The organism is Methylobacterium sp. E-065 (genome assembly GCF_022829605.1).
In the GTDB taxonomy this organism is placed as follows: Bacteria; Pseudomonadota; Alphaproteobacteria; order Rhizobiales; family Beijerinckiaceae; genus Methylobacterium.
Genome location: NZ_JAKSYD010000073.1, coordinates 1 through 12,809, shown reverse-complemented (window position 1 = coordinate 12,809; position 12,809 = coordinate 1). Strand labels below are relative to the sequence as shown.

The 12,809-nt window shown below is 63.9% G+C and carries 16 protein-coding genes and 1 pseudogene; 10 read left to right on the top strand and 7 right to left on the bottom strand.

Going from position 1 to position 12,809, the window contains the following annotated elements:
* From MKK84_RS06970 to MKK84_RS06955, 4 genes and pseudogenes are all read left to right on the top strand, one after another.
* Positions 1 to 124 (top strand): annotated as a pseudogene (locus tag MKK84_RS06970) (IS630 family transposase); the annotation flags it as partial.
* Between the two features lie 3 nt (positions 125 to 127).
* Positions 128 to 784 carry a hypothetical protein gene (locus MKK84_RS06965; RefSeq protein ID WP_243917964.1) on the top strand — a complete coding sequence of 219 codons (657 nt, stop codon included), beginning with the start codon at positions 128 to 130 and terminating at the stop codon, positions 782 to 784.
* On the top strand, positions 784 to 1,068 hold the full coding sequence (locus MKK84_RS06960; protein WP_243917956.1) for a hypothetical protein: 285 nt from the start codon (positions 784 to 786) through the stop codon (positions 1,066 to 1,068). The genes MKK84_RS06965 and MKK84_RS06960 overlap by 1 nt, the downstream gene beginning before the upstream one ends.
* Positions 1,068 to 1,577 carry a hypothetical protein gene (locus MKK84_RS06955; RefSeq protein WP_243917954.1) on the top strand — a complete coding sequence of 170 codons (510 nt, stop codon included), beginning with the start codon at positions 1,068 to 1,070 and terminating at the stop codon, positions 1,575 to 1,577. Before MKK84_RS06960 ends, MKK84_RS06955 begins: the two co-directional genes overlap by 1 nt.
* A gap of 874 nt (positions 1,578 to 2,451) precedes the next feature.
* On the opposite strand, the gene MKK84_RS06950 is transcribed toward MKK84_RS06955, so the two are convergent.
* Positions 2,452 to 3,246 carry a hypothetical protein gene (locus tag MKK84_RS06950; RefSeq protein ID WP_243917952.1) on the bottom strand — a complete coding sequence of 265 codons (795 nt, stop codon included), beginning with the start codon at positions 3,244 to 3,246 and terminating at the stop codon, positions 2,452 to 2,454.
* A gap of 718 nt (positions 3,247 to 3,964) precedes the next feature.
* Between MKK84_RS06950 and MKK84_RS06945 the strand changes: the two genes are divergently transcribed.
* Complete coding sequence (locus MKK84_RS06945) at positions 3,965 to 4,624, top strand: ParA family protein (RefSeq protein WP_243917950.1); 660 nt, start codon at positions 3,965 to 3,967, stop codon at positions 4,622 to 4,624.
* A gap of 571 nt (positions 4,625 to 5,195) precedes the next feature.
* Positions 5,196 to 5,417 (top strand): hypothetical protein, encoded by a 222-nt coding sequence (locus MKK84_RS06940; protein ID WP_243917948.1) that lies wholly within the window; start codon positions 5,196 to 5,198, stop codon positions 5,415 to 5,417.
* An 868-nt stretch (positions 5,418 to 6,285) separates the two neighbouring features.
* Here the strand turns inward: MKK84_RS06940 and MKK84_RS06935 are convergent.
* Entirely contained in the window at positions 6,286 to 6,954 is a 669-nt protein-coding gene (locus MKK84_RS06935) for a recombinase family protein (protein ID WP_243917946.1), read from the bottom strand.
* Positions 6,955 to 7,876: 922 nt separating this feature from the next.
* Between MKK84_RS06935 and MKK84_RS06930 the strand changes: the two genes are divergently transcribed.
* From MKK84_RS06930 to MKK84_RS06920, 3 genes are all read left to right on the top strand, one after another.
* Entirely contained in the window at positions 7,877 to 8,158 is a 282-nt protein-coding gene (locus MKK84_RS06930) for a hypothetical protein (RefSeq protein ID WP_243917945.1), read from the top strand.
* Positions 8,159 to 8,299: 141 nt separating this feature from the next.
* The gene (locus tag MKK84_RS06925) at positions 8,300 to 8,605 is read left to right on the top strand and encodes a hypothetical protein (protein WP_243917943.1); all 306 of its coding nucleotides are present in this window, start codon (positions 8,300 to 8,302) and stop codon (positions 8,603 to 8,605) included.
* Positions 8,606 to 8,721: 116 nt separating this feature from the next.
* Entirely contained in the window at positions 8,722 to 8,874 is a 153-nt protein-coding gene (locus tag MKK84_RS06920; RefSeq protein WP_243917940.1) for a hypothetical protein, read from the top strand.
* Between the two features lie 96 nt (positions 8,875 to 8,970).
* Here MKK84_RS06920 and MKK84_RS06915 read toward each other — a convergent pair whose 3' ends face one another.
* The 3 genes from MKK84_RS06915 to MKK84_RS06905 all read right to left on the bottom strand — a co-directional run bounded on the left by MKK84_RS06915 (position 8,971) and on the right by MKK84_RS06905 (position 10,860).
* Positions 8,971 to 9,837, bottom strand: coding sequence for a hypothetical protein (locus MKK84_RS06915; RefSeq protein ID WP_243917939.1), 867 nt, complete (start codon positions 9,835 to 9,837; stop codon positions 8,971 to 8,973).
* Between the two features lie 252 nt (positions 9,838 to 10,089).
* Positions 10,090 to 10,548, bottom strand: coding sequence for a helix-turn-helix domain-containing protein (locus tag MKK84_RS06910; RefSeq protein ID WP_243917937.1), 459 nt, complete (start codon positions 10,546 to 10,548; stop codon positions 10,090 to 10,092).
* Between the two features lie 9 nt (positions 10,549 to 10,557).
* A complete protein-coding gene (locus tag MKK84_RS06905) occupies positions 10,558 to 10,860 on the bottom strand; it encodes a DUF4258 domain-containing protein (RefSeq protein ID WP_243917935.1) in 303 nt (100 codons plus the stop codon).
* Between the two features lie 95 nt (positions 10,861 to 10,955).
* Between MKK84_RS06905 and MKK84_RS06900 the strand changes: the two genes are divergently transcribed.
* Positions 10,956 to 11,618, top strand: a complete 663-nt coding sequence (locus tag MKK84_RS06900) for a hypothetical protein (protein WP_243917933.1) — start codon at positions 10,956 to 10,958, stop codon at positions 11,616 to 11,618.
* Between the two features lie 272 nt (positions 11,619 to 11,890).
* On the opposite strand, the gene MKK84_RS06895 is transcribed toward MKK84_RS06900, so the two are convergent.
* Together MKK84_RS06895 and MKK84_RS06890 are read right to left on the bottom strand one after the other, a co-directional pair.
* A complete protein-coding gene (locus tag MKK84_RS06895; RefSeq protein WP_243917931.1) occupies positions 11,891 to 12,094 on the bottom strand; it encodes a hypothetical protein in 204 nt (67 codons plus the stop codon).
* Positions 12,095 to 12,255: 161 nt separating this feature from the next.
* Positions 12,256 to 12,678, bottom strand: a complete 423-nt coding sequence (locus MKK84_RS06890; protein WP_243917929.1) for a hypothetical protein — start codon at positions 12,676 to 12,678, stop codon at positions 12,256 to 12,258.
* Positions 12,679 to 12,809 lie beyond the last annotated feature (131 nt).

Here is a 12,809-nt window from a genome sequence, read left to right as displayed (position 1 = left end):
CAATCGGATCTTTGCTTCATACCAAGCCATCCTCGACCACTGCTGCGACGCCTGGAACAAGCTCATCGACCAGCCCTGGCGCATCATGTCCATCGGCCTGCGCGCATGGGCCCATGAGTTCTGATCAATGGGAGTTGGTATTCGTGGCGAGATCGCCGGCATCACGACCCGGCGTGCCGAACTCGACGCGGCCGTGCAGGCCCGGGACGAGGCCTTGGAGCGCCTAGATAGCGCTGAGATGGCCAAGCGGGCCGTGGACGGCCTGCGAATCCGTGGGCGCAACGCCGGCGCCGCCATGAACCCGGTGGGCGCCTGGGGGCTCAATGGCCCCGCCGGCCAGGGGCCGAGCTTTGGCAGCTCGGCGCCCGGCCCGATGAACGTGCCGCTACCGCCGGCCCGCCCGGCCGGCTTGTCGGGCGAGGTGCCCCAGCAGCTGAAAGACCTCAAGGACGTGCTGGGCGGGGGCGGAGACGCCCTCAACCCCACCATCGTGCCCAGGGTGGACACAGCTGGCATCGAGGCGGTGCGGCCCAAGGCCGAGGAGGCCAAGGGCGCCGTGGAGGCGGTGGGGGCGGTAACAGCCAAGCCCACGGTGGACGCCAGCAGCATCGAGCAGGCCACGGCGGCCGCCCAGCTGCTGCTGTCGGTGCTGCAGAGCATTCCGGGGGCAGCTGGCGGGGCGATCGCCGCGGCTGGCCGTGCCGGCACTGCGGCCGGTACCTTGCGAGGGCGTTCAAGCGCCTCGTTTTCTGATGGCGTGACACCAGGGGCAGGCGCCGAGTGATGGCCGACAACGAGGACGAAAAGGGCACTGGCGAGGCTTTCCGTGCTGATGTCGCCCGGGCCTTTGGAGCGATCAGCGGGGCCATGGAGGTGATGCAGGCACACCTGTTCATGACCCGCGCCGTGATCGAATTGCTGCAGGAGCGCGACCTTCTGCAGATTGCTGACGTGCGCGAACGTGCCCAGGTGATGGCGAGGGCGGCCGGGTTGGCTGCAAAGGCCTTGGCCGCGCTCGACCAGTTGCTGGACGAAGACGGGCTAGCGGTACCGCAGGTGCTAAACTGATGCCGGTAGCTACAGCACGCCAGCCGGCGGCAGGCCGGGCCGCCCCCAAGGCGGCCCCGGCCGCGGACCCGCAAGTGGTCATCGCGTACATTTCGCTGACGCCCCCGGCTCCGATCGTCTACCCGCCTTCGTCCCGAACGATTGCCCGGTTGAAGGCGAAGGCTGAGGAGGCCGTCCGCAACGCCGCGGCAGCTCAGGCGCTGGCCCGGCAGGTGCAGCCGGCTCTGCGGCCGCCGGCCGGGCGCCTGTTCGCGGTGGACGCGGCAGCCTTGCTGCTCCGCGGGCCGCTGGGCGGCATCGGCAGCACCGAGCGGATGGTGCGCACCCTGGGCCCGCTGGCCGGTGGTGGCAGGCACCTGCCGGCGGTGCTGGTGGCCGCTGGCGGTTGGTCGGGCGAGGATGCCTTGCGCGAGGCCCTGGTGGGCATCGGCGGGAAGCTGGCAGCCCTGGGCCTGCGCATCGACCGGCGGAAGGCCGGGATCAGGATGGCTAAGGTGAAGACGGCGTGAGGCCTGCCCTCGAGGGGCAGGCTGTCTGCCTCAGTTGAAAGAGCCCACTGCTGGCAGGTCACGGTCTGCTATCAGACGGCGCTTGGTGATCTGCACCCGCGGCAGCCGCGCCATCGCCTTCGTGTAACCTGGCGCAACAGCCTCAGGTACGAGCACAACACGCGCAGCGGCGCGGTCTTTTAGGGTCGACATGGAGGTACTCCATACAGCACAGGACAAGGCCCAGTGTGCGCTGCAAGAGATATGGGGTGCGGTGCGATAAACCGCCCGACTGCGCGGCGTTGTGTCAGCGCCGTTGGTGATCGCTTTTCATCGAGGAGAACACCCGATGCATATGCCCTTGGTGATCGTATCGTTTCGCTGATCATTCTGAGTGCGTCGCTGGATGCCGCCGGTCTCTTTGGGTCCGAGTGCGCTAGGGTTCGGCACCCTCTGTCCCGTGTGGACCATGCCGGGCGATCCCGCAGCTGAGGCGCGCCCTGAGCCAGTTCCCATTTGATCCGCATCCTGGGCCAAGACGGGATAAGCGGTCACGCTGATGAGCGCGGCCATCGTGATCATTAGCTGTATACGCATGTTAAAGCCCCGATGGTTGAGTACGTAAAATCGGCTGTATATGGGTTCGACAACTCTATGATCTGGAAGTTCCATCTATCGGGTGCGGCAAATATTTCGAAAACTCAGGCGTTTCTAAGCCGAACTGCTGCATATCGCACCATCCGCGCACGATTCTCGCCGGCTCGCGCGGCTGGGGGCGCCCGCTGCCCCTCGGCAGCCCTTATCGGTTCCGCTGGCCGCGTGGGCTGCAGATCTCGGTACCGTATCCCTAAGCCTGGGCCGGCCGCTCGCCGTTCATGCGAGCGCAGCGGCCGGATCAGGCGCCTGCAACGCGCGCTGTAGGCCGTGTGGTGCGATTCTCAGCTGCAGGGTGCCTGTTCTCAGCCTGTGAGCGGCTTGTGGATCGCCCTCTAAGAATCTGGATATCCGTGGGGCGCACAACCGTGCCCCCTATACCCTGCAGCCCGGCGTGGCTGGCGCGGGGCATCCGCAGGCGCAGCCACCCAGCCCACTCGCTGCTGGCCACCCGCACCACGTTGGTGTCGTTGCGGAAGCCGGTCAGCCGCCGCTCCTCCACCGTGACCAGCCCCACCGTACGGGCCTGCCGCAGGGCCCGCTTGGCTACCGTGGCGCACACGCCGGCCAGGGCGGCTATGTGGCCCAACGCCAGCGTGCAGGTGCCGCGCTTGCCGACTTCCATGGCCACCACAGCCAACACCGCCTGCTCGCCGGATGTGAACGCCGCGGCAAGCCTGGGCGGCAGGTAGCCCGCTGCAGCCCAGCGCCGGCGTCGGGCTGCGCTTTCGGCCGATCGGGGCCGAGATCCTGTGCGGTGATGCGTCCTGGCAGGCGCGGTCCCCTGCCCTTCCGGGGCAGGGGCCGCTGCCGGGACCAGCTGCGCGCATGCGGTGGCCAGCGTCTGCATCCGCACGGGAGCGGCCTGGGCTACGCGCCGCCGGGCGGCCAGCAGACCGTCCAGCTGCTCGTATTGCTCATCGGTCAGCCCGCCAGCCCCGTAGGCCTGGGCCATGGCCGACGCCACGGTGGCGAGCCTATCCGGCGCGGCCGCTTCGACGGCGGCGCGCAACTCCTCATAGACGAGCGTCGTCATTCACGAACCCTCTCGGGCCGCGGTCAGGGTCCAGGCAAAGCCTTCCCGTGGACGAAACTGGTGTTTCGCCTTGACTCCCGGGCGGGAGCTATGGCTTGTGAGGGGAACCGCTTCCGGCCTCACAAGGCCCCAGGTTTTCGACGGCCTCACCCTTGCCGGGGTGGGGCCGTTGGCTTTTCAGGGTCTCAGTTCCGCAGCGTCTGTATCTCCTGATCCCCGACTCGCCACTGATGCGGGAGCCGGAACGGTCCATGTCGGCCGAGCCGTACCGCTAAGTCAACGACCCGCAGCCTAGCCCGATCGGCACAGGCACCTGGCCTACCCTCAGTTGAGTTCAGTCTCAAGACCTTCCACGTATCGACGTGCCGTAAGTCTGGCGTTCTGGACCTCGATTATTTGCGGTCGGTTAGTAGTACGGCAGGCACTTAGCTCTGCCCGCCGATACTCTGCAGCCTGTTCTTGAAATTGCGCGGCAAGTCTACCGGACGCCGCATCTTCTCCAAATGGCCAAGGGCGCTTTCGTGCCCACGGTCATCTGGGCGAAATCGCTTGTTCCCCTACGCCCTTAAGGGCACCTGGGCCGATGGGCGATCGGTCAGATGCCCAATAACCCAAAGGGGAACTTGCCCCTCAGGGCGTTCGGGTTAAGGGATCGTTGACCATTTGGGCTTCAGCTCGCTTGGGCGCTGGGGAAGGCGCGCAACGGGGGACTGGGGCAATGGCTGTCATCAGCGTGTGCAGTACCAAGGGTGGGGTTGGAAAGACCACGCTGGTGATCTGCCTAGCCGACGCCTATGCGCGCCAGGGGGGCAGCGTCGCCATCATTGATGCGGATCCGAACGGGCATGTATCCTCCTGGCGCGAGCGTGCCGGCGAGGACTGCGGCGTGGATGTGATCGCGGATGTGACCGAGAAGACGGTGCTCGACCGGATCTCCGACGCGGCGTCGCGCTACAGCCTGGTGTTCGTGGATCTGGAAGGTGCCGCATCGCAATCGGTCACGTACGCGATCGCCGAGAGCGACCTGGTGCTGATCCCCAGCAAGGTGTCCGGCATGGACCTGCAGGAGGTGTTCCGCACGTACGAGGTGGTGCAGCGCGCGGAGAAGATGCTGCGCCGGCCGATCCCGGCCCGGGCGGTGTTCACCCAGATGTCGCCGCTCAGCAGCCGCGTCGCCCAGCATGCCCGCACGGAGGTCCAGTCCGCCAGCATCCCGGTGTTGCGCACCGAGATCATCCAGCGGGCGGCCTATCAGAGCATCCACTTCACCGGCGCAACGCCGGCCCACCCAGACGGCGACCCCAAGGCCCTGCAGGAAGTCGCCGGCGCGCTGGGCGAGCTCCTCGAGGTGCTGGCAGTCCAGCAGCAGGCGGCCTGAGATGATGAAGCCCGCCTTCCAGCCCGCGCCGCGCCCGCGGCCCCGCATCTCGCCCGAGGATGCCCAGCAGCTTGCCGTGGCTACCAGCGACCTGGGTTTCACCCGGCCCTCGTCCGCGCCCGAGGCGTGGACTGAGGAGCCAATGGCGCCGCCGGCCGAACCCGCACGGACTGCGGGCCCGTCTGCCCAAGCACCCAAAGCCCCACTTGCCCCTGCCGCTCCTACTAAGGGCACAGCCCTCAAGTTCGAAGTGCCGGATCTGGTGTGGACAGCGCTGCGACAGGAGGCACTGAACCGCCGTGTCACGGTAAAGTACCTAGTCCTCGAAGCCTTGGCCGCGAAGGGATACAACGTCGATCTGGCCGCCGTGCCGGAAGACGGGAGGCGTCTGCGATGATCGAGATGGCCATAGTTGCGTTCCTGGCGGCGGCCTTGAGCGCCGCCGCAGCCGGCGCCGTCAGCGGCCCGGGGGCGGAATGATCACCGCCGCCTTCCTCGTGTCGCTCACCAGCACGCTGGGCGGCATCGGCGTTGCTGTGCTCGCCCTTGAGCGAGCGCCACTGCGCCGGTGATGATGCCTACACCCAACGCGGCCCACCTCGCCCTCCAAGTCGAGGTTGCCGAGCTAAGGCAGCAATTGTCTGAGACCCAGGACCAGTGCGTGGAACTGGCGGTGGACGCCGGCGAGCTACATGCGCAGATCCAGGCGCTGCAGGACGAGCTTGCCCGCGTACGGGCCGACCGGGATGCTTGGCGTGCTGCAGCACGGGCAGCCGCCAAAGCGGTTGCTTGATCACACTGGTTCGGTGGGCTCTACGCTTGCGCCCAATGACCCTCCGTCGCGCATAGTTGCGGTGGGCTTACCCCCGCTTGCCGAGTCCACACGTTCAGCGGTCCGTGCGTCCGATTGACGGCGCTCTTCGCTGGCTTTTTCCCGGTGTGTTGGAAGGTACCGCCAAGGAGCCGTAGCTGCACCCAGGCGAAGAGCAGCCGGTGCGCGATTGAAAAACGTAGCGAGCAGAACCCACGGCACAACAAAAGCAATAAATACGACCAAACCCATGGCGGTCCTCCTATCGAAATTTGGGGATCTAAAATAAACCTTGGGTGATCAGCCTTTGATCCTCACTGTTGTATTAGCCGCACCTGGGCGCCGTCCGCGCCCCATCCCGGGTGGCCAGGATCCAACTCGCGTTCAGCGATGCCGCCGCGGCGTTCTGGAGCGGACCATTCGCATTGAGGCCTATCTACGAAGTCATTCTGTCGCACAGCACCGATTTCATTCTCGGCCTGTTGATCCCGAAACCCCTCGGGAGTCGCGTACCTTTGTCCTTACCCTTGATCATCATGCTGGTTGCGGCCGTGGGGGCCATTGCCTTGACGATTGCCGCTCTACCAGCCCTCGATCGGTTCATCAGGTGGTGAACTGGAACGATTGAAATTTTGCCAGCTCGCCTCAGTTAGTCCCTGGTAGATCTGCCGGAGGTACGGTGTGGAGTTTGTCGTAATGGCCGCCGGAGTGCTTGGGGCCGGTGCAACGCTGGCTTTCATGTTGCCCGGGTTAGACTCGTTTTTTTCCTGGTGACAGGTCCCGCCATGGTCTGCCGCACCTGTGTTGCGGTCCAAGTTCCACCCCGAGCTACTAAGATCCGGTAGCTGATCTACGCGGCAAGGTGCTGGCGCAGGCGGCGCACCCCTGCCGGGGTCCAGGCGCCGATGCCTGACACCGTGGGCACCTCCTCACCGTTCAGCGCCTTGGCCAGCCCATGCAGGGACAGGGCGCCACCGGGATCCAAGCGCGCGATCACCGGCGCGAGGGCCCGGGCACGGGCCTGGGCCTTCTCGGTTTTGGCGGCTCGTGCCTGGGCGGCCTCCAAGGCCGTCCCGGGCCGGCCACGGAAGCCCCCTAGGACAACACCGCGGGCCTTAGCGGCTTGCAGGGCGGCTTTTGTGCGGGCGCTGATCATCTCCCGCTCGTGCTCGGCCACTGCCGCCAGGATGTGGATGGTCAGCCGGTTGGCCTGCGGAAAGTCCACCGCCACGAACTCCACCCCGCTGTCCATCAGCGTGGCGATGAAGGCGACGTTGCGCGCCAGCCGATCCAGCTTGGCGATCACCAGGGTGGCCCGGTGGGCGCGGCACAGGGCCAGCGCGTCGGCCAACTGCGGGCGGTCACTGCGCCGGCCGCTTTCGACCTCGACCAGTTCGGCCACCACCCGGCCGCCACCGACGTAGCCGGCGACGGCTGTACGTTGGGCTTCGAGCCCCAGCCCTGACCGGCCCTGGCGATCGGTGGACACCCGCAAGTATGAAACGAAGCGCCCTGCCACGGCTTGGCTCCTGCGGGGTGTCAGTCTGCGCACCCCTCGATGCCTAGAGCGATACAGCCAGGCCCTTGCCGAAGCGTTGCCCCGCAGCCGCCTAGCCCGCGCCCTTGGGCCAGTGCAGACCTCTAAGGATTTTCACCCTTCCGCTTGCCATCATCTCGTCCCACGTATCGTATGGCATACAGCTACATATAGGTGCCGCCCAGAGAGTATCTACCTCCGGGGTAATTATTGAATTTGGTCCACGATGCCAATTGTGAAGATCAATCTGCCCTCGTTTCTTAGATTTATTGATCACCCTCACAACTAATCGGCCATCCTTTCGGCGAACTATTGCCTGTTGCCCATCAAACCGCTTAATGTTTACGGCTTGAGGTCCGCAGGCCATAAAATCATATGATCCAGGGAAGTTTGCGCTCTCGTCGTTGTTCGAATTACGCATGTAGATACGTAAACCGAAAAAGAAGTAATTTGTTATAATAACTTCGTTCGACGTAGGGGGCTGATTGCCAATTTCCTCCAGAGTTGCGTCGGCATCATGTTGTCTCATCAGCTGTATATGTCGCTCAAACCACGAGTGGCGTCCCTGGGTATTGTGGCGTGCATCATCCATGGGGTGCCGCTCTCCCTGCGCAATATACGACAGACTTGATCACCGCTCGTCGGCGGAAATCTCTGTTACCGAATGACGATCGCGACAGACAACAATAAGTTGGTAGTTCGCGCCGAGGGCAATATGCCGCGAGTAGCAATAGGACCCAGGATCTATTGGGCCGATATCCGTCCGCGTGCGGATCCGCCGAGCAACAATAGAACGAGCATATCCCTGGTGCATCAGGCTGCTGCGCATGATCCGCGAACCAAGCGGCACCTTGGCCGTTCCTATGCATGCATGCCCCTGCTGGGGCCATCCAACGGAGGCCTGATGCGCGCACTACTGACCGGCGCCACCCTGCTCGTCCTCGCGACGACCGGGGCAGGCGCCCAGCCGTACGACGATCGGCGGCCTCCACCCCCGCGGGGTGATGAGGACTTCGACCGGCCACCGCCTCCCCCGCACCGCTTCCGGCCCCCGCCGCCGGGCGAAGACTTCGATGACGACCGGCCGCCGCCCCCGCATCATCACCGCGGGCCGCCCCCGCCGGATGATGACGACGATGATGGGCCGCCCCCGCCGCCCCCGCCGCCCCCGCCCCGGCGCTACTGAGGAGCAGCTGCAGGGCTTCCTTAACCGCTCTGTCGGACCCTGAACCCCGGCCGCCCTCTGGTGGCTGAACCGGCGGGATCCGGTTGCTTACGGCCCTGCGCGCCCTCACGCGCGGGGCCGTTCAGGCTCACGAGGACAGCGATGCGTGGTTCTCTTCTGCGGACCGGCGGCATGGCCGCCCTGGCCGCTCTCATCCTCTGCAATGCCCTGCCAGCGGCTGAGGCTCGCGACGGGATCGGGGTCGGCGGTGCCGCCGCACTTGGCGTGCTCGGTGGCGTCGTGGCTGGCAGCGCGATCGCCTCGGCCAACAACGGCTACTACCCAGGCCAGCCGGTCTACCGCGCCCCGCCGCCGGCCTATGTCGAGGAGGTCTGCCACTTCGAGCGGCGGGGCTACATCGACCCCTATGGCTACGAGCACGTCCGCCGCGTGCGCGTCTGCGAGTAGTAGCCACACGGCCGCCACGCCGCGGCCGTTCTCATTTTATGCGGCTGTGCTTTCGCCGTGGCAGCCCGTCTCATACGGCTCAGCTATCGTGCAGGCGTCTCACCGAGGCGTCTCCCATGCTGCTCCCCGTGCTCTCCGTTCGTCGCTTCCTGCTGCTTGGGATGATGCTGGCCAGCCTTGTGGCGCTGGCGGACGGCATCGCGCGATACGAGCTGCAGCAGGCCACGGGCGGGGTGGCGTTCACCGCGGCGGGCGCGTCCGATGAATAGCCAGGCCGCGCGTGCACGGGCCTTGGCCCTGCTTATAGCGCTTGCGGGTGTCGGACCGGCCTCGGCTCTTGGGGCCAACCTACCTGCAGTGCCGTGTCAATCAGCGTCGGCGGGTGCTTCAGGATCTACCTGTTTTATGCGCTGATCGGTGATCTGTTTTAATGGGCCTCCAATAAGTTTTGGTACATTTTCCGATATCGCATGCACATATCCTCTATACGAAGGTATGGCATCAACTATCTTGGGTGGTAAAAGTAATACGTTTGTTGCAAGACTGAACACACCAATGGTTTTCACTAATTTATGCTGCGATATTTCACTAATCTTTAACATGAAGTCGAATGAAGCTCTAACTTCAGCCTCAACTTTGAGAAGCTGGTCAATCGCTGCATCATGACCGAATACGTCGAAGAACATCATAATCAACTTTAGACGCCGCATTCCGTCTGTAATTGGATTGATAGCCCATTTAGGAAAATGTTTGTCATCTACTAGCTCAGTCAAAGATGCATCTATTTGCTCGATAAGATGCTTTTTGTCTGCATCTGACAGAAGGCGTAGGGCTCTATGATCCCGGGCAGTTCGAGAAAAACTTCTCAGTAACCTAATATCATCTTCTCTGAGAGACTGACTAACAACCTGCGACCATGGAGCCGCCATGTTGCTTGGCTTGGTGACTAGCGACATGCGGCCAACGCCATTAATTACAGCATTTCGCAAGTCATCATCAAGATAGTCGTCTTTTATACCAGCAATAAATTCCATTAATATATTGGCTCGAACACCCAATATGCCAAGCATCTCGACAAACTGATAATCGTTGGACGACAATCCAACAAACTTAGCCAAAATCTCACATGCCGCGACATTAGAATTCTGCGAATTAACACGAAGCCTATGTGCTAATGTGGCAAATTCTAACGCTGGATCAGTAAGACGAATTGAATTAGCTGTAACATCCATCGTGACCTCAGAAATGTAACCTTATAAATTGCCACGGTAATTTCCTGCCGTGGATCGAGGCCGAGTTCTCGATGAGTGAAGACAGCGCCGCACGGTTTATGTCGGTTGCGCGCATGCTGGGCGAGCGAATTCCGCACGGTGCGGAATTTCCCCCATCGGTCCTCTACCAGCTCGCCGCCCCATCCACCCCCGAACCCATCCGGGAGGAGTTCATGCGCGAGGCCGAGGCGGCCGGCGGCGCCACGGTTGAAACTACGCCGCGTGTGCAGCCTCGGCCGGCAGCCAGCCGCGATTGGTCTCCCGGAAACAGACCTTGGCCTCAGCAACGCAATCGAGTTCGGCAAGCCGATCGACCATGCGTCGTACATCGCTCTGACCGTCAACGTATTGCATGTAGATTGCGCGCAGGAGCCGATCCGCAGAGCCAGGGATGGCCTTGGTACGAGCCCGCTCCCAGTTGCGCACGTTCTGCTCCTTCGAGCCAAGGATGCCCGCCAGCGTGCGCTGCGCAAGCTCCATCTCTAGGCGAAGGAAGCGCAGCTCGGCGCCGGTGATGCCATTGGGTTCGGCCACGATCCAGCGACCGATGGCCTTGTGCAGTCCGGGGGTATCCTGGATCGACACACCTTCGCCGTAGGGGGTTTTGTGGATCGTGTAGCCGTTCTCGATGTAGACGTTGTCGAGACCGCTCTCCTGGTAGTGGTAAGCCATCTCCGCCTCCTAATATGTCGTAATCACGAGGAGCTTAGTCGCCCACTCGATCGCTACGACGCAGGTGATCTCCTCGCCGGCAGCGTGCCTGTACAGGGTGACCTGCCAGTGCCCGTGCTGGTTCTGGAACGGCCCCTCCGTGATCGTGCCCTTCAAGCAGCAGAGCTCGATCTGACGACGGGTGATGTTCCGCTGGCGCCCGCGCTTCTTGCCATGCGGAAGGATCACGATCCGATCTGTGTCGGATGCGATGTCCCGCAGGACGCGGAGCGCGCGACTCGCGTCGAGCGCGAGCGGTATCACTTCGGCCATGAACCTATAAATATTATATGCTCACGACACGTCAAGTTTGCCGCGTCGCTTCAGTTCCGTGGCATAGTGCGCAGCCTGTGCATGAGCCGTGCGACGTGCGCCAGGGCGGGCTGCGCGATGCAATCCTACACAGCGCCGGGGCCAACTTTGACCACGGCCTGCGCCGCACGAACGCTGACAAGCGCCGGGCCGTCTGGATCCTGCTTGAAGAAGAACTGGTCTCAATCAACCCGGAGACGGGCGACCCGTGGTCCAACCGGGAAATCGCGCGCCGCTGTGCTGTCGATGAGGGCTTGGTGCGCAAGCTGCGCCCTGCATCTGCGGACAATCCGCAGATAGACCAGCCCCGCACGGTCTCGCGCGGTGGCAAGGTCTACTCGATGGAGACCGGCCGCATCGGCCGGCAGCAGCCAGAACCCGATGCGGCAGCCGTGCCGCGGGTTGCGGATCCAGCCCCAGAGCCAGAGCAGGGCCCGGGCAACGTGGTGGTGCTGGGCTCACGCCTCACCATCATGCTCTTACCCGGCGCCGTGGCCGCCTTTGGCGTTGTCGGGTTTAGGGAGGTCCGGCCGGTTGTCGTAACCGCCGCTCTCCGGCCCTACGTCGGCATCAGGCTCGGGGCTGCCCGGCGAATGCGGGCCACTGCCGCCAGCCGCCGGATCGGGCTTCTTCACCTCACCGATCGGCCGGCCTGGCGGCACGGTCCCGAAGGCTTCGCGTGCCGCGTCTACATCCGAGCCCATGTTGGCCTCCCTTGAAGTTGTGGGAGGGCAAGGCGCGGGTTCTGATTGAAGTTCCTAGCCGGACTTTTTGGCGGGAGCCTTAGTCCGTCAGCACAGCGACGAGCGAGAACGATGTAGCGAGCACGAACGTGCCTACGATGAGGGAGGAGATGAGTAACATGAGAGGACTTGGGGTCTGAATGGCTATGCTTCCTCAATGTCTGAGGGCCACTCTCGGTTGCAACTTATGTGTGCATAGCCGCCCACCACTTGCGGGCCTTCCCGAACGTGACTGCGATGCAGGGCTGTTAATCGCCGCTGTCGCCATCCCCAGCGTCATCGCTGTCGCCTAGCAGCCAGTCGAGCAGATCCACCCCAACATCAGCGGTCGCGTCTCCACCTGACTTGCCCCGCGGCTTCTCCGCGTGCTGCGCCCGCACCTCGGCGAATAGCTCTCGCGCCAGCTGATCCAGTTCCGCGTCGGAGAGCTTCCGCTCTGGCAGGACCGGCATAGGCACTCCCCTTCGTACGGGCCGCTCGGCCCCGCCCCGATCTGCTCACGGGGCGGGGGAGCGTCCGATCTCACCAGCGGTCGGGCCAATACGCGACATGGCCCAACAGCATGATGGCACGGGGCGGTTACAGGCGCGTGTACGGCACCCGTAGGCCGATCTCAGTAGCCGTAGCCGTAGTAACTCCGGCCGTAGTACCCGCGGCCATAGCCGTACGGGTTCCCGTAGTACCCAGCCGGGGCGTAGCCATCGCTGTAGGGGTCGCCGTAGCCGTATCCCCCATAGCCACCGTACCCACCATATCCGCCGGCGAGGCCGTATCCGACCGCAGCACCCGTGGCCAAGCCAAGACCCAGTCCGAGGCCACCGTAACCGTACCCCCGGCCATAGCCGTAGCCGCGGCCGTAACCACCATATCCGCCTCGGAACCCGCCGTAGCCGCCGCGGAAGCCAGCGCCGCGGAACCCACCGCCGAAGCCGCCGCCGCGGAAACCACCCCCACCGAAGCCACGCGCATCAGCCCCAGTCGGGATGAAAGCCAGCGCAGCCAGGAGCGCAGTTGATGCAAGAGCAACACGTTTCATCAAGATCATCTCCTATCCAGAGGTATGATCGAGAAACCGTGGCCGCCAAGTAAAGGATCCCGACGCCTTACACCCATGGCGCCGCAGATTTGTATCAGCGTGTTGCCGATAGACATAAAAGCCCGACCAAG